The following is a 15,041-nucleotide window of genomic DNA, read 5'->3' on the forward strand; positions in this document are numbered from 1 at the left end:
GCGCTGGCCCGCTTCGCCCGACTCCGTCGGTCTCGCGACCACCGCCGTCGCCGCCAGGACCGCCACCGAGACCAGGGCCGCCAGCTGCACCCCCGCGGAATGGCCGGCATAGCCGTCCACCGACCGCCAGGGATGCCGGCACAGCACCGCGCCCGCCGTGATCAGACCGCCGGCGCTCAACCCGAGCCGGGCCACCTCAAAGGCGCGCTGCCGGTGCTGCAACGCGAGCAGCAACACCATCGCGGCGCCGAACACCGCCGCCCCGGCGGTCCCGGCGATCAGGAAGCCGACCGTCAGCGCACCGGTCGCCGCCACGCGCCGGCTCGGCCCCCACGGCGCTGCCGGCGGGCCGGGATCGCGGACCCGCCGCACTGGCCACCAGGCCAACAACGCCAACAGCGGAAGCAGAGCCAGTCCGCCGGCCATCCCGAGCCGGTACATCCGATTGGGCCCGAACGTCAGCGTGATCGCGCCGTCGGTGCCTGCGGGCAGCACAAAGCCCTGCTGCCATCCGTTGACCGCCACCGGCGCCAAGCGTGTGCCGTCCGACGTGCGCGCCACCCACCCGCCGTTGATGCTCTCCGGAACAACCAGCACCCGAGCGGCCGCCGCGGCGGGCACTGTCACTTCACGCCGGTCCGCGCTCCACGTGCCGATCTGCGCGGGCCTGGTCGCGGCGGCCCTCGTAGACGCTGACGGCGCGGACAGCGTCGCGCCGTCGACGACGAACGCCGGTCCCGGGCTGATCATCAATTCCTGCGCGCCGGGCGGCAACGCGATCGGACGCAGGTCGCATGCCTGCGCTGCCACCGGTTTGTCATCGAGCAGCGCGCCGACCGTGGTCGTGATCGAGGTGTGTACGAACCGGCCGGCGATCGCGATGATTGGCCCGTGGTCGCAGTCGACGTGGACCGCACGCGACCGGTTTCGGGCGTGATCGGCCGGGGCCACGGGACGTCCGTCGGCGCCGAGCACACTGACCTCGGCCAGCCCCGGCGGCTTGAGTTGATCGAAGCCGATCGCGGTTCGGTCGATCACGTCCTCCCACCCCAGCAGGCTGATCATGACGGTGTCGGTGACCCGCGGCAGCAAGCCCACCTGCTGATCGTCGGATCCCCCCAGCTCCCGGACTTGGGGGCCGGAACCCAGGTCGACGGCCACCAGTGTGGGGTGCGCCGGCAGCGGGGACTGACTGGGAGTGAACCGCACTCCGGTCACCTTGACCGGACGCGGCAACGTGATGGTCAGGGTCGGCGGGGATCGGTGTGCGACCACTCGCTGTGACGCCGTCCAGGCGGTGCCTGGGTCACCGTCGGCCGCGGCGTACGCCGACCCCTGCACGTCGAGCACGTCGGCGTCACCGCGGGCCCGCAAGGCGCCCGGCTCGGCGATCAGGTCGACCAGGTTCGGGCCCTGGCGCGGTCGCACCCACACTGTCGGGGTCACCGACATGGCTCGCGGCACGTTCAGGGTGCGGCTGAAGGTGGCGGGCTCCTCGGGCTCCAGCATCATCGATGCCGCGCAGCGCACCACGCCGTCGGCCGTCGCACAACCGGTCCGGCCCGGCAAGCCCGCACCCAAGTCCCACTGCGCCACTTGAGCGCCCGCGGGTGGAGCGGGAACCAGCGCCGTGTGGCGCAGGTCGACCGGATGCGCGAAGCCCGACGCGTCGTACTGGGTGATCGCCAGATCGGTGATACCGAACTGCACGCCGGGGGAGCCGTCGTCGGTGCCCGACGCGGTGATCCGCACCCAGGGTGTTTCGCCGTAGGGCAGTGCGGCGATCAGGGGCTCGCCGGCGCGGTCGAACCGCAAGGTGGTGGTGCCGTTCACCGTGGAGATCTGTATCCGCCGCACCTGGGCGCCGACGGCCGTCGCACTGGGCGTCAAGGTGATGGTGCCGTTGGTCAGCGGGTGGTCGAAATCCACCTGCAACCACTGGCCGACCGCCGACTGCAGGGCGTTGGACACCCAGGCGGTGCCCGAGTCGCCGTCGATGGCGGCTGCCGGTGAGGTCGACGGTGCGACGTCGGGCAGCGTGGTGGCGTCCGAGGACGAGCTGGACGCCGTGAGACGGCCGCCGAGCCAGCCGCCGAACACCGTGCTGGCGCCCGGTGTCGGATAGTCCGGTACCCGACTGTGGGTGTGCCGGGCGTCGCCGGCTGCCCGGATCGTCGACGAATGGTCATCGACCCGGCCGTAGTCGGTCTCGCGCGCCAGCGGGGTGTCGGTGACGGTGACCACCGGCGTGCCCAAGTCCGCGCGCCGGGCGTCGGCGGTCAGCAGCACCGGGCCCAGGGCGGGCTCACCGCGCAACCGGCGGTGTTCGTCGAGTCGCAGCAGCACCTCCGGGCCGCCGTCGACCCGCGGCATCGCGTGGAGGTCGGCCAGGTACGGCGCGCCCGGGTTGGCATCGGTCGCGGGGTCGCCGACCCGGTAGATCTCGATCGCGGGATAGGCCGGCCGCAGGCCGCTGTCGGCGACGAATCCCGGGACGGTGCCGGACCCGACGGGCTCGCCGAACTGGGCCACGCGCTGTAGTCCCGGTGAGCCGTCGACGGCGCGGTGCACCAGCAGCGGTCGGGCCGACCGGGAGGTGTCGGGGTCCAGGTCGTTGCGCACCACCAGGTAGGAGATGCCCTGTCGGAGCAGGGTGTCGGCCAAGCCTGCAGACGGGCGGCCGGCGGCGAACAGGCGCTGCACGGAGTCGAGCGCCCGAATGGTCTGCGGTGGGGTCAGCGGGATCGAGTCGCGCACCCCCCACGGGCCGACATCGAGGACCTGCAGCGGTTCGTCGTGGCTGGTGCCCCAGGTCTGAGTGGCAAACGGGGCTCCCGGTGCCACCAGCACCCGGCCGGGGGTGGGCCCCCCGCTGTTGTGTTCGGCGATCCACGCCGCGGCGTCGCGCCAATACTGCGGCAACGCGCTGAATGTCCCCGGCGGGGTGAGCCGGCCGGTCCAGGCCAGTGACGTCGAGACCATCAGCGCCGTCAGGACCACCAGACCGACCGCGGCCGACTTGTGATGTTCGGGGTGAACGAACGCGCGCCGCCACACCACTGCCGGCGCGCTGCCCGGCAGCGGGATACGCCCCAGCAGATGGGTAAGCCCCAGGACCAGCGGGATACGGAGCACGGACTCGAGTTTGTGCAGGTTGCGCAGCGGCGCCCCGGCGCCGTCCAGGAAGGCCTGCACCGAGTGGGCCAGCGGCGAGCCCAGTCCCCCGGCATAGCCGATGGCCAACAGCGTCACCCCGATCAGCAGCATGGTGACCAGCCGTCCGGCGCCGGGCGACCGCCGAGACAGCATGCCGGTCAGTCCGGCCAGACCGGCGGCCGCCACCAGGCAGGTGCCCAGGATCATCACCGGGCGGGTGACCAGCGGCGCCCCGGCCGTGGCATTCGGCGCGACGAACGGCGTCCAACTATGGGTGCCGCGCAGCATTTCGGTCAGCGACGTCCACCGGGTGGTGACCCCGGCCGATTCGATGAAGTCCAGGAACGGTGGGCTGACCCGGCCAAGCAGCAGCAGGGCCACCACCCACCACGTCACCGCCAACCCCAGCGCCAGCAGCCACCAGCCGGTGAAGCGCCACCAGCGCCGGTTCGGGCGATGACACAGCCACCAGATGATCGCCGGCAGGCACCCCGCGAGCGTCGCGACCGCGTTCACGGCGCCCATCAACGCGACCGCGACCCCAGCCTGGCCGGCCAGCACCCGGGTGGGCCGCTCCGGGGCGTCCCGACCGGGGTCACGTGGCGCCCCTAAAGCCCGGATTACCGGCAGCAGCACCCAGGGCGCCAGCATCATCGGCAGTGTCTCGGAAGAGATAGAACCCAGGGTGCTGAGCACTCGCGGCGACAGTGCGAACGCGGCGGCGCCGATCAACCGTGCCGTCGGGGTTCCGATCCGCAACGTCTCGGCGACCCGCAGCAGGCCCCAGAAGCCCACCGTGAGCAGCACCGCCCACCACAGCCGCTGAACGATCCAGCCGGGCAGCCCCAGCAGATCACCGGCCAAGAAGAACGTGCCGTGCGGGAACAGGTAGCCGTACGCCTGGTTCTGCACCTGGCCGAACGGCAGTTCGCTGCTCCACAGGTTGGCGGCACGAGCCAGGAAGCGCAGCGGAGCGATGGTCAGATCGAGTTTGGTGTCCGGAGAGATCCGGCCGGGTGCCTGCAAGAGGCTGAAAATCAGCGAGACGAGGCCAACCAACCACAGCCAGCGCCGGGACAACGGTGTTACAGCCTGCGGCTTTGCCGGCGGACGGTCAGGCATTGCCGGCGTCCGCAGGTCAGCCGCGGTTGCCGTACTCCACCCTGTTCAGCACCGAGGACTGCGGGTCGCCACCGGCGATCTGCGGCTTGGTGTCTTGTTGCACCATCAGCGTGACGCCGAAGACGGCCGCCGCACCCAGCAAGACCCCCACGACCATGCTTATGGCGGCCGGTACCACGAACCGAGGCATGGTCAGGCTCCTTCTGCACTCTCGTGACGTCGATCAGGGGCGCCATCAACATCAGCCCCCGCTTGGGCCCCGACCGCCAACGTAGCACGTGGGCTTCGCGAGCCCGGCGGTTCAGGGAGGCTCGACGGAGGAGAGGCGATGCTGGGGCCGCCGTATGGGCCGGGCGGTTCAGGGAGGCTCGACGGAGGAGAGGCGATGCTGGGGCCGCCGCATGTGCCCGGCGGTTCAGGGAGGCTCGACGGAGGAGAGGCGATGCTGGGGCCGCCGCATGAGCCCGGCGGTTCAGGCCGTGACAGCATGGTGCTATGCCTGGATCGCTGACTCGACAACTGCCCGGTCTGCTGCTGGCCGCCGCGGTACTGCCGGCGCTCGTCACGTCGTGCTCGCACCGTGACGAGACGCCCGCACCGTCGTCTGACGCCGCGGCGTCGCCTACCGCGACAGTCTCCGCGCCGCCGGGCGATCCGGTGTGTGAGCAGGTGTCGGCTTTGTCGGTCCGCGACAAGTTGGCGCAGCTGGTGATGGTGGGGGTCCGCGATGCGGCCGACGCCCGCGCCGTGGTGACCGATCACCACGTCGGCGGCATCTTCATCGGCAGCTGGACTGACCTGTCCATGCTCACCGATGGCTCGCTGAAGGAGATCAAGGACAGCCAAGCACCCACCGGCCCGCTGCCGCTGGCGGTCAGCGTGGACGAGGAGGGCGGCCGGGTGTCTCGGCTGTCGTCGCTGATCGGGAAGTCGCCGTCGGCCAAGGAACTGGCGCAGACCAGTAGCGCCGCGCAGGTGCGTGAGCTGGCCGCCGAGCGGGGCCGCAAGATGGCTGACCTGGGCATCACTGTCGATTTCGCGCCGGTTGTCGATGTGGTGGACGCCGATACCGACGAAGACACCGTGATCGGGGACCGTTCGTTCGGTTCGGACCCGGCCAAGGTCACCGAGTACGCCGGCGCGTACGCGCAGGGTCTGCGCGACGCCGGGCTGCTGCCGGTGCTCAAGCACTTCCCCGGCCACGGCCACGGTTCCGGTGACTCGCACACTGCCGGAGCGGTGGTCACGCCGTCTCTGGCGCAGTTGCAGGACAACGACCTGGTGCCCTACCGCACCCTGGTCACCGAGGCGCCGGTGGCGGTGATGATGGGCCACCTGGAGGTTCCCGGGCTGACCGAGGATCCAGCCAGCCTGAGCCCGGCGGCGGTCACGCTGCTGCGCACCGGCACCGACTATCACGGACCGGCGTTCGACGGCCCGGTGTTCAGTGACGACCTGTCGTCGATGGCGGCGATCACCGAGCACTACGGAGTCGCCGAGGCGGTGCTGCGCAGCCTTCAGGCCGGTGTCGACATCGCACTGTGGGTCACCACCGACGAGGTGCCCGCGGTGTTGGACCGGCTGGAGCAGGCGGTGTCCGCCGGCGAGCTGAAGCAGGAAGCCGTCGACGCCTCGCTGGCGCGCGTCGCCGCGGCCAAGTTGCCCGGTACGCACTGCCACGGGTGATTCCGGCGGCGCGGGCAGCACACAAGTTACTCTTCGGTAAGATCGGGCCGAGGGGGATCGCGGAAGGACCTCGAGGCGATGGCAGCTGGTAACAAGCGGTTACCGCGGGCCGTGCGCGAACAGCAGATGCTCGACGCCGCGGTGCAGATGTTCTCGGTCAACGGCTACCACGAGACCTCGATGGATTCGATCGCCGCGGCCGCACAGATCTCCAAGCCGATGCTCTACCTGTACTACGGCTCCAAAGAGGAGTTGTTCGGGGCGTGTCTGGACCGCGAACTGCGCCGCTTCGTCGAGTCGGTGCGCACCGAAATCGACTTTCAACAGCCCCCGAAAGACATGCTGCGCAACACGATTCGGGCCTTCTTGCGGTACATCGACGCCAACCGGGCGTCCTGGATCGTGATGTACACCCAGGCCACCAGTTCGCAGGCGTTCGCCCACACCGTGCGCGAGGGACGCGAGCGAATCATCGAGCTGGTCGGCCGGCTGTTGCGGGCCGGCACGCGTAAGCCCGAGCCGGGCGTGGACTTCGAGTTGATGGCGGTCGCGCTGGTGGGTGCCGGCGAGGCGATCGCGAGCCGGGTCAGCACCGGTGATACCGGCGTCGACGAAGCCGGCGAGCTGATGATCGACCTGTTCTGGCGTGGACTCAAGGAAGCCCCGGGCGGCCGCGACGGCGCCGACGCCGCCGCGGCCGGGTAGTGGGGCGCGGCCTCAGGCCGTGAAGAGATCCTGGATGGTCGCGGTGATGTCGAGGACCGCACCGTTGAGTGCCAGGAATTCGAAACCGGCTGCCAGCGTGCCCAATCCGACGACGCCGGCAATCGGCAGGCCGATGGCGTCGATGACGTCGCCTTGGGCGAGTTCCTGGGCGAACACTTCGAACGCATAGGCCGGTGCGGTGGTGAGCAAGGCGTTGAGGATGTCGGCAGTCGGAAGCAGCGTCGCGTACGCCGAGGCAACGATGCTGCTGAACGCGTTGGCGAGTTCGCTGAGGCTGGGCAGCGTGAACGACGTGACATCGCCCGCCGAGGCGCCCAGGAAATCGGCTGCGCTGGGGAAGGACAGATTCGACAGATCGTCGATGGCGGGCTACCTCGACCTGATCTGGCGCGAATTCACTACCCCGCAAGCACTTTCGGTGGCTCACCTGTGGGCTGCGCGTGTTGGACGGATGCACAGGTCGCCAAGACGGTGAAGTCGTTGGAGCAGCACATCTATGGACTGGCAGTGGCCTCCGCTGAGGCGTTGCCCGAGGCTGCTCCGGGGTTCTCCGCGCCCGCCTATATGGCCGCCGTGATGGTGGTGGTCCGCGGCCTGGTGATGTCGATCCCGGTTTGGGGTATCGACGTCGTCAGCACCCGTTGAGAGGCCAGCAAGGCGACCCTGCTGAAGGCGGCCGGCTTCGCCGTCGACAACGCCTAAGGGGCAACAGCGGTATCGGCTATAGGCCCCGCACCGCCCCCGTCAGGTAGGGGTAGCCCTTGGCTACGTTGCGCAGCGCCAGATCCCAGCCGCCGTCAACCCTGTCGATGTAGAGGCCGGGGCTGGCCGGCAGGAGCATCGGCTTGCCGAACCGCACCGCATAGTCGACAGCGTCCGGAAGCGCGCCTTCGATATTGGCCAGAACGGTTGCCGCGGAGAACATCCCGTGCGCAATCGCGGTGGGGAATCCGAACAGCTTGGCGCCGATCGAGCTGGTGTGGATCGGGTTGTGATCGCCGCCCGCGGATGCGTACCGCCTAATCTGGCCCGGCGTCACACGCAGCACCGCGTTGGGAGGGCCCAGCTTGGGCTGCTTGGCCGGCGGCGGCTTCGGCTCGTCGGACAGGCTGGTGCGCTGCTGGTGCAGGAATGTCGTCACCTGGTGCCAGGCCGGGTCGTTGCCCACGGTGATGTCGGTGACGATGTCGACCAGCAGGCCCTTGCGATGTTCCCGCAGGTTCTCTGCCCGCACCGTCACTCCGACGGTGTCGGTGACGGTGATCGGGCGGTGGCGCGTGATCCGGTTTTCGGTGTGCACCGAACCCATCGCGGCGAATGGGAAGTCAAACCCGGTCGCCAGCTCCATCACGGTCGGGAAGGTCAGCGCGAACGGGTAGGTCAGCGGGACCTGATCGGCGAATCGCAGCCCGGTGACGGCCGCGTAGGCGGCGACGTGGTTGGGGTCGATCACCAGCTCGTCGACCCGCAGCGTCCGGTTCGGCAGCGTTGGTGTGCGCGGAATGAAGGGCAGCGCCCCGGCTACCGCACGCACCATGTTTCTCATGCCACTGGGTTGGGACATCCCTCTCACGCTCCCAGCATGGCTTGGCCACAGACCCGGATGGTGTTGCCGGTGACCGCATTCGACGCCGGGCTGGCGAAGTAGCCGATCAACTCGGCGACGTCGACGGGTTGACCACCCTGGAACAGCGAGTTGAGCCGGCGCCCGACCTCGCGGGTGGCCAGCGGGATCGCCGCCGTCATCTCGGTTTCGATGAACCCCGGGGCGACGGCATTGATCGTGATGCCCTTCTTGGCCAGTGTCGGAGCCAGCGCTTCGGTCAGGCCGATCATGCCGGCCTTGGTGGCCGCGTAGTTGGTCTGGCCGCGGTTACCCGCGATCCCGGCCATCGACGACAGGCCGATCACCCGGCCGCCGTCACCGATGCTGCCGTTGGCGACCAGCCCTTCGGTAAGGCGCTGCGGTGCAAGCAGGTTGACCGCCAAAACTGCGTTCCATCGGGCGTCGTCCATGTTGGCCAGCAATTTGTCGCGAGTGATACCGGCGTTGTTGACCAACACATCGGCCTTGCCGCCATGGTGTTCGGCGAGGTGCGCGGTGATCTGGTCCACTGCGTCGTCGGCGGTGACGTCCAGGGCCAGCGCGGTCCCTCCCACCCGGGAAGCCGTCTTCTGCAGCGCCTCGGCGGCCTGCGGCACGTCGATCGCCACCACCTTGGCGCCGTCGCGGGCGAACACCTCGGCAATGGTGGCGCCGATGCCGCGCGCCGCCCCGGTGATGATCGCGACCTTGCCCTCCAGCGGCCGGTCCCAGTCGGCCGGAGCGGTCGCGTCGTCGGCGCCCACGTAGAACACCTGGCCGTCGACGTAGGCCGAGCGGGCCGAGAGGATGAATCGCAGCGTCGATTCCAGGCCGGTGGCCCCAGGCTTGGCGTCGGGCGACAGGTACACCAGCTGCACGGTGGCACCGCGCTGCAGTTCCTTGCCCAGCGAGCGGGTGAAGCCCTCCAGCGCGCGCTGGGCGATCTGCTCGTCGGCGCTGCCGGCGGCCGCGGGGGTGGTGCCGACGACGACCAACCGGCCGCAGCGCCCCACGTTGCGCAGCAGCGGGGTGAAGAACTCATGCAGTGCGGTCAGCCCGGCGGGTGAGGTGATGCCGGTGGCGTCGAAGACCAGTCCGCCGAAGGAGTCGGCCCACCGGCCGCCCAGGTTGTCGCCGACCAGCTCGTAGTCGTCGGCCAGCGCGGCCCGCAGCGGCTCGACCACCCGGCCCGACCCGCCGATCAGCAGCGGGCCGGCCAGCGCCGGCTCGCCGACCCGGTAACGACGCAGCGTCTCGGCCTGCGGAACGCCGAGCTGCTTGGCCAGGAACGATCCGGGGGCGGAGCCCAGGATCTGGGACAACAGGTCCGAGGAGAGCTTGGGGGCCTTAGGGGGCATGGGTGCTGCCTTCCATGTGGGGACGTGCCTGGTGCGGGCCACGGTGTCGACAACGAACTTACTCCAGAGTAAGAATACTGGGTAGTATTAGGACGACCGTCCCCGGCAATGCGGGGGACCCACCATCAGAGACGAGAGATCGTGGCATCTGCATCTGCTGCTAAACCTGCCGAGGCAACCGCCGGCACGCGCCGCCGCGTCGCCGTCCTCGGGGGCAATCGCATTCCGTTCGCACGCTCCGACGGCGCCTACGCGAACGCGTCCAACCAGGACATGTTCACCGCAGCGCTAGGCGGTCTCATCGATCGGTTCGGCCTCGCCGGCGAGAAGCTGGACGCGGTGATCGGCGGGGCGGTGCTCAAGCACAGCCGTGACTTCAACCTGATCCGCGAATCGGTGCTGGGCTCGGCGCTGTCGCCCTACACGCAGGCCTTCGACCTACAGCAGGCCTGTGGTACCGGGTTGCAGGCGGCGATCTGCGCCGCCGACGGAATCGCCGCCGGCCGTTACGAGGTGGCTGCCGCCGGTGGCGTGGACACCACCTCGGACGCGCCCTTGGCGATCGGCAACGAACTGCGTCGCACGCTGCTTGCGCTGCGCCGGTCGAAGTCGAACCTGCAGCGCCTCAAGCTGGCAGGCAAACTGCCCGCCGCGCTGGGCGTGGAAATCCCGGCCAACAAAGAGGCGCGGACCGGCCTTTCCATGGGCGAGCACCAGGCCATCACCACCAAGCAGATGGGCATCAAGCGGGTCGACCAGGACGAGCTGGCCGCAGCCAGCCACCGCAACATGGCCGCCGCCTATGACGGGGGCTTCTTCGACGACCTGGTGACGCCGTTCCAGGGGCTCTACCGCGACGACAACCTGCGGCCCCAGTCCAGCCCGGAGAAGCTGGCCACGCTCAAGCCGGTGTTCGGCGCGAAGGCCGGTGACGCCACCATGACCGCGGGCAACTCCACCCCGCTTACCGACGGTGCGTCGGTGGCACTGCTGGCCAGCGAGGAGTGGGCGGCCGCACGCAACCTGACCCCGCTGGCGTATTTCGTCGACGCCGAGACGGCCGCGGTGGACTACGTCAACGGCGCCGACGGCCTGCTGATGGCGCCGACCTACGCGGTGCCGCGACTGTTGGCGCGCAATGGTCTGACCCTGCAGGACTTCGACTTCTACGAGATTCACGAGGCGTTCGCCGCCACGGTGCTGTGTCACCTGGCGGCGTGGGAGTCGCAGGAGTACTGCACGCAGCGGCTGGGACTGGATTCGGCGCTGGGCGCCATCGACCGGTCCAAGCTCAATGTCAACGGCTCGTCGCTGGCGTCGGGTCACCCGTTCGCGGCCACCGGCGGGCGGATCGTGGCGCAGGCGGCCAAGCAGATCGCCGAGGCCAAGGCCGCCAAGAAGGGCGCCGCGAAGAACAAGCCGGTGCGTGCGCTGATCTCGATCTGCGCAGCCGGGGGCCAGGGCGTGGCCGCCATCCTCGAGGGCTGACAGGCGCGACGATCGACGTTTGATTCGCGCCGTTGCCGGGTAGTCGAGACATCGGTTCGCTTCGCGTGGCCGCGGGCCCCCGGTGGCAGCGCGAAGCAACCTGCCCGGTCCGCCGCTGAACTGAGGGGATTCAGCGGCGGACCGTTTGGATCCGCCGCCGGTTGCGAACCGCGCCGATCGCCTGATCCCACAGCAACAGCGCGCTGGCCTTCAACTGGGCCGGCTTCGCCAGGTCCCTGGCCATCAGCGCGGTGGCCGCCGCTTTGGTCTGCACCGATGCCTTCGACGTGTGGCCGGAGTCGAATGGCGGCTGCGGGTCGTATTCCATCGACAACTGGATGGCCTTGGCGCGGCCCTCGCCGCCGATCTGGCTGGCCAGCCACAGCCCGAGATCGATCCCGGCCGACACCCCCGCACAGGTGACGATGTCTCCCTCGTGCACGATCCGCTCGTCGCCGACCGCGGTAGCGCCGAACGCCTTCAGCGCCGGTAGCGCCATCCAGTGCGAGGTGGCGCGCTTGCCGGTGAGCAGTCCGGCGGCGCCCAGCACGACCGAACCCGAGCACACCGATGCCGTCCACGTCGCCGTCGGGTGGGCGGACCGGACCCAGTCCAGCAGTTTCTCGTCGCGGGCATGTGCCATGGTCGTCATCCCGCCGGGGATCAGAATCACGTCGGGGGAGGGCGTCTCGTCAAACGAGTGGGTTGCCCCGACCACCAGAACCCCGGAGTCCGCGGTAATCGGCCCCGGCTCGTGCCACACGAAGCGCACCTGCGCATCCGGGAGCCAGCGCAACACCTCGTAGGGGCCGATGAAGTCCAGCGAGGTGAATCCGGGGTAGAGCACAATTGCGATCTGCATGGGTATTTCCTTTCAGGCGAAGGTCTTGCGGTAGTGATCGGGCGAGATGCCGAGTCGGCGAATGAAGGTGCGCCGCAGGGTTTCCGCGGTGCCGAATCCACAGCGCCCGGCGATCGCGACGACGGTGTCGTCGGTCTCCTCGAGTTGTCGGCGGGCGGCCTCGGTGCGCACCCGCTCCACGTACGCGCCCGGTGCCATGCCCACTTCGTCGGTGAAGACCCGGGTGAAGTGCCGGGGGCTCATCGAGGCCCGCGATGCCAGCTCGGTTATCCGGTGCGGGCCGCCGGGTTCGGACTCGATCAGCTCCTGGACGTCACGGATCGGCGCGCGCCGGGAGCGCGGCAGCCATGCGGGGACCGCAAACTGGGACTGGCCGCCGGGTCGCCGCAGATACAGCACCAGCCAACGGGCCGCGGTCTGTGCCACCTCGGTTCCGTAGTCCTCTTCCACCAACGCCAGGGCCAGATCGATGCCGGCGGTGACCCCCGCCGCGGTCCACACCGCCGCCGAACTGCGCACGAAGATGGGCTCCGGGTCGACGCGGACTGCGGGGAACTCGCGGGCCAGCGCGTCGGCGAACGCCCAATGTGTGGTGGCCCGGCATCCGTCGAGCAGACCCGCCTGCGCGGCCAGAAACGCGCCGGTACACACGCTGACCACCCGTCGGGTTTGAGTCGACGCGCGCCGGACCCAGTCGACGGTTTCCGGGTCGGCTTGCGCCGCCTGGACGCCGACGCCGCCGGGCAGAACCAGGGTGTCGATGGGCTCGTTCGGTTCTGGTAGCGGACTCGGCGCGAGCGCCAGCCCGCTGCTGGTGGCGATCGGTACGCCGCCAACACTGGCCACGGTGACCTGGTAGCCGTCCTCGCCACGGCCCTGACCGAGCAGCACCAGCGTCGCGGTGGCGAAGACCTCCGCGGGCCCGAAAACATCCAGTGCCTGGATGCCGGGGTAACCGAGGATGACGACATTGCGGGCCATGCCATCAGTGTCAGCTGCCCGGGCAGCTGGCGTCTACGACATACATCCCACATATCAGGACACAGCCGCGTTCGCCGAGCAGACGTGGAGGCCCTCATTTCGAGCCAGCATGAGGGCTTTCGGGTCTGCCCGCCGGGTGATCCCGGAAATGCAACAGGCCCCCAAGGGGTCTCCCCGGGGGCCTGCGCGGTCTGTGCGTGGCGTTTAGAACGCCGCTTCGTCGAGCTCCATGATGTCGTTGTCGATGTTCTCGATCACCGAGCGGGTGCTGGTCAGCAACGGCAGGAAGTTCTTGGTGAAGAACGACGCCACCGCGATCTTGCCTTCGTAGAAGGAGCGGTCGGCACCTTCGGCACCGGCGTCGAGCTTCGCCACCGCGACAGCCGCCTGCCGGGCCAGCAGCCAGCCGATCATCAGGTCGCCGACGCTCATCAGGAAGCGCACCGAACCCAGGCCGACTTTGTAGATGCTGGTGATGTCCTCCTGCGCGGCCATCAGGTAGCCGGTCAGCGTTGCCGCCATGCCCTGCACGTCGGCCAGCGCGGTGGCCAGCAGTTCCCGCTCCGCTTTCAGCCGCCCGTTGCCGGTCTCGTTCTTGATGAACGTCTCGATCTCGCCCGCGACGTGGCCCAGCGCGGCGCCCTTGTCGCGGATGATCTTGCGGAAGAAGAAGTCCTGCGCCTGAATTGCCGTGGTGCCCTCGTAGAGCGAGTCGATCTTGGCGTCACGGATGTACTGCTCGATCGGGTAGTCCTGCAGGAAGCCCGAGCCACCCAGGGTCTGGAGGCTCTCGGTGAGCTTGGCGTAGGCCTGCTCGGAGCCCACCCCCTTGACGATCGGCAGCATCAAGTCGTTGATCTTGACCGCCAGGTCGGCGTCGACGTCGTGCAGCGCCTTGGCGACCACTTCGTCCTGGAAGGTGGCGGTGTACATGTACAACGCGCGCAGACCCTCGGCGTAGGCCTTCTGGGTCATCAGCGAACGGCGGACGTCCGGGTGGTGGGTGATGGTCACCCGCGGCGCGGCCTTGTCGGTCATCTGGGTGAGGTCGGCGCCCTGCACCCGCTCCTTGGCGTACTCGAGCGCGTTGAGGTAGCCGGTGGACAGCGTCGCGATGGCCTTGGTGCCGACCATCATCCGGGCCTGCTCGATCACGTCGAACATCTGCGCGATGCCGTTGTGCACCTCGCCGACGAGCCAGCCCTTGGCCGGTACGCCGTGCTGACCGAAGGTCAGCTCACAGGTGGCCGAGACCTTCAGGCCCATCTTGTGCTCGACGTTGGTGACGAAGACACCGTTGCGCTCGCCGAGCTCACCGGTTTCGAAGTCGAACAGGAACTTCGGCACGAAGAACAGCGACAGACCCTTGGTGCCGGGCTTTGCGCCCTCCGGGCGGGCCAGCACCAGGTGGAAGATGTTCTCGAACAGGTCATCGGAGTCAGCCGAGGTGATGAATCGCTTCACACCGTCGATGTGCCACGAGCCGTCCTCTTGCTGGACGGCCTTGGTGCGGCCGGCGCCCACGTCCGAGCCGGCGTCCGGCTCGGTCAGCACCATGGTCGAACCCCAACCGCGCTCGGCGGCGAGGACGGCCCACTTCTTCTGCTCTTCGGTGGCGATGTTGTAGAAGATGTTGGCGAAGCCGGCGCCACCGCCGTACATCCACACCGCGGGGTTGGCACCCAAGATGTGCTCCTGCAGGGCCCACATCAGGACTTTGGGCATCGGAATGCCGCCGAGCTCCTCGATCACCCCGACCCGGTCCCAGCCGGCTTCCAGGTGGGCGCGCACCGACTTCTTGAAGGACTCGGGCAGCGTCACCGAGTGGGTGGCCGGGTCGAACACCGGGGGGTTGCGGTCGCCGTCGACGAAGGACTCCGCGATCGGGCCCTCGGCCAGGCGGACCATCTCGCCGAGCATCTCTTGAGCGGTGTCGACGTCCAGGTCGGCGTAGTCGCCTTCGCCGAAGACCTGGTCCAAGCCCAGCACCTCGAACAGGTTGAACACCTGGTCACGGACATTGCTCTTGTAGTGGCTCACTACTTCCTCCTCATGGAATGCCACCTGTGGTTGGGTA

13 protein-coding genes are annotated in these 15,041 nt (G+C 69.1%); 5 read left to right on the top strand and 8 right to left on the bottom strand.

Annotated elements, in window-relative coordinates; translation table 11 throughout:
* Window positions 1-4,278 (bottom strand): alpha-(1->3)-arabinofuranosyltransferase (locus tag LI94_RS08660; RefSeq protein WP_046300949.1); only part of this gene is annotated, 4,278 nt, incomplete at its 3' end.
* A gap of 16 nt (window positions 4,279-4,294) precedes the next feature.
* Window positions 4,295-4,468 carry a DUF2613 domain-containing protein gene (locus LI94_RS22210; protein WP_081654483.1) on the bottom strand — a complete coding sequence of 58 codons (174 nt, stop codon included), beginning with the start codon at window positions 4,466-4,468 and terminating at the stop codon, window positions 4,295-4,297.
* Between the two features lie 138 nt (window positions 4,469-4,606).
* Between LI94_RS22210 and LI94_RS22215 the strand changes: the two genes are divergently transcribed.
* From LI94_RS22215 to LI94_RS08670, 3 genes are all read left to right on the top strand, one after another.
* Window positions 4,607-4,789, top strand: coding sequence for a hypothetical protein (locus tag LI94_RS22215; RefSeq protein WP_239651183.1), 183 nt, complete (start codon window positions 4,607-4,609; stop codon window positions 4,787-4,789).
* Window positions 4,774-5,964 carry a glycoside hydrolase family 3 N-terminal domain-containing protein gene (locus LI94_RS08665; protein ID WP_024441385.1) on the top strand — a complete coding sequence of 397 codons (1,191 nt, stop codon included), beginning with the start codon at window positions 4,774-4,776 and terminating at the stop codon, window positions 5,962-5,964. Before LI94_RS22215 ends, LI94_RS08665 begins: the two co-directional genes overlap by 16 nt.
* 78 nt (window positions 5,965-6,042) lie before the next feature.
* Window positions 6,043-6,669, top strand: coding sequence for a TetR/AcrR family transcriptional regulator (locus LI94_RS08670; protein WP_024441386.1), 627 nt, complete (start codon window positions 6,043-6,045; stop codon window positions 6,667-6,669).
* Between the two features lie 12 nt (window positions 6,670-6,681).
* Here LI94_RS08670 and LI94_RS23740 read toward each other — a convergent pair whose 3' ends face one another.
* Window positions 6,682-6,879, bottom strand: a complete 198-nt coding sequence (locus tag LI94_RS23740) for a hypothetical protein (protein WP_046300939.1) — start codon at window positions 6,877-6,879, stop codon at window positions 6,682-6,684.
* A 282-nt stretch (window positions 6,880-7,161) separates the two neighbouring features.
* On the opposite strand from LI94_RS23740, the gene LI94_RS23085 reads away from it, so the two are divergent.
* The gene (locus LI94_RS23085; protein ID WP_192830943.1) at window positions 7,162-7,335 is read left to right on the top strand and encodes a hypothetical protein; all 174 of its coding nucleotides are present in this window, start codon (window positions 7,162-7,164) and stop codon (window positions 7,333-7,335) included.
* Between the two features lie 76 nt (window positions 7,336-7,411).
* Here the strand turns inward: LI94_RS23085 and LI94_RS08685 are convergent, their stop codons facing one another.
* Window positions 7,412-8,254 carry a MaoC/PaaZ C-terminal domain-containing protein gene (locus tag LI94_RS08685; protein ID WP_024441389.1) on the bottom strand — a complete coding sequence of 281 codons (843 nt, stop codon included), beginning with the start codon at window positions 8,252-8,254 and terminating at the stop codon, window positions 7,412-7,414.
* A gap of 5 nt (window positions 8,255-8,259) precedes the next feature.
* Window positions 8,260-9,633, bottom strand: coding sequence for a 3-oxoacyl-ACP reductase (locus tag LI94_RS08690; RefSeq protein WP_046300941.1), 1,374 nt, complete (start codon window positions 9,631-9,633; stop codon window positions 8,260-8,262).
* Between the two features lie 108 nt (window positions 9,634-9,741).
* On the opposite strand from LI94_RS08690, the gene LI94_RS08695 reads away from it, so the two are divergent.
* A complete protein-coding gene (locus tag LI94_RS08695) occupies window positions 9,742-11,121 on the top strand; it encodes an acetyl-CoA C-acetyltransferase (protein WP_046300942.1) in 1,380 nt (459 codons plus the stop codon).
* 130 nt (window positions 11,122-11,251) lie between these two features.
* On the opposite strand, the gene LI94_RS08700 is transcribed toward LI94_RS08695, so the two are convergent.
* The 3 genes from LI94_RS08700 to LI94_RS08710 form a co-directional block, all read right to left on the bottom strand.
* Window positions 11,252-11,983 carry a DJ-1/PfpI family protein gene (locus LI94_RS08700; protein WP_046300943.1) on the bottom strand — a complete coding sequence of 244 codons (732 nt, stop codon included), beginning with the start codon at window positions 11,981-11,983 and terminating at the stop codon, window positions 11,252-11,254.
* Window positions 11,984-11,995: 12 nt separating this feature from the next.
* The gene (locus LI94_RS08705) at window positions 11,996-12,964 is read right to left on the bottom strand and encodes a GlxA family transcriptional regulator (protein WP_046300944.1); all 969 of its coding nucleotides are present in this window, start codon (window positions 12,962-12,964) and stop codon (window positions 11,996-11,998) included.
* A gap of 204 nt (window positions 12,965-13,168) precedes the next feature.
* A complete protein-coding gene (locus tag LI94_RS08710) occupies window positions 13,169-15,004 on the bottom strand; it encodes an acyl-CoA dehydrogenase (protein WP_024441394.1) in 1,836 nt (611 codons plus the stop codon).
* Window positions 15,005-15,041: the final 37 nt, after the last annotated feature.

Origin of the sequence: Mycobacterium sp. UM_Kg27 (genome assembly GCF_000972905.1) — a bacterium.
GTDB lineage: Bacteria > Actinomycetota > Actinomycetes > Mycobacteriales > Mycobacteriaceae > Mycobacterium.

Bases quoted from the DNA above. Each gene is read 5' to 3' on its own strand.
- LI94_RS22210 (WP_081654483.1), bottom strand. From the start codon at position 4,468: ATGCCTCGGTTCGTGGTACCGGCCGCCATAAGCATGGTCGTGGGGGTC.
- LI94_RS08690 (WP_046300941.1), bottom strand. From the start codon at position 9,633: ATGCCCCCTAAGGCCCCCAAGCTCTCCTCGGACCTGTTGTCCCAGATC.
- LI94_RS08700 (WP_046300943.1), bottom strand. From the start codon at position 11,983: ATGCAGATCGCAATTGTGCTCTACCCCGGATTCACCTCGCTGGACTTC.
- LI94_RS08695 (WP_046300942.1), top strand. From the start codon at position 9,742: ATGCGGGGGACCCACCATCAGAGACGAGAGATCGTGGCATCTGCATCT.
- LI94_RS08685 (WP_024441389.1), bottom strand. From the start codon at position 8,254: ATGTCCCAACCCAGTGGCATGAGAAACATGGTGCGTGCGGTAGCCGGG.
- LI94_RS08670 (WP_024441386.1), top strand. From the start codon at position 6,043: ATGGCAGCTGGTAACAAGCGGTTACCGCGGGCCGTGCGCGAACAGCAG.
- LI94_RS08665 (WP_024441385.1), top strand. From the start codon at position 4,774: ATGCCTGGATCGCTGACTCGACAACTGCCCGGTCTGCTGCTGGCCGCC.
- LI94_RS08705 (WP_046300944.1), bottom strand. From the start codon at position 12,964: ATGGCCCGCAATGTCGTCATCCTCGGTTACCCCGGCATCCAGGCACTG.
- LI94_RS22215 (WP_239651183.1), top strand. From the start codon at position 4,607: ATGCTGGGGCCGCCGTATGGGCCGGGCGGTTCAGGGAGGCTCGACGGA.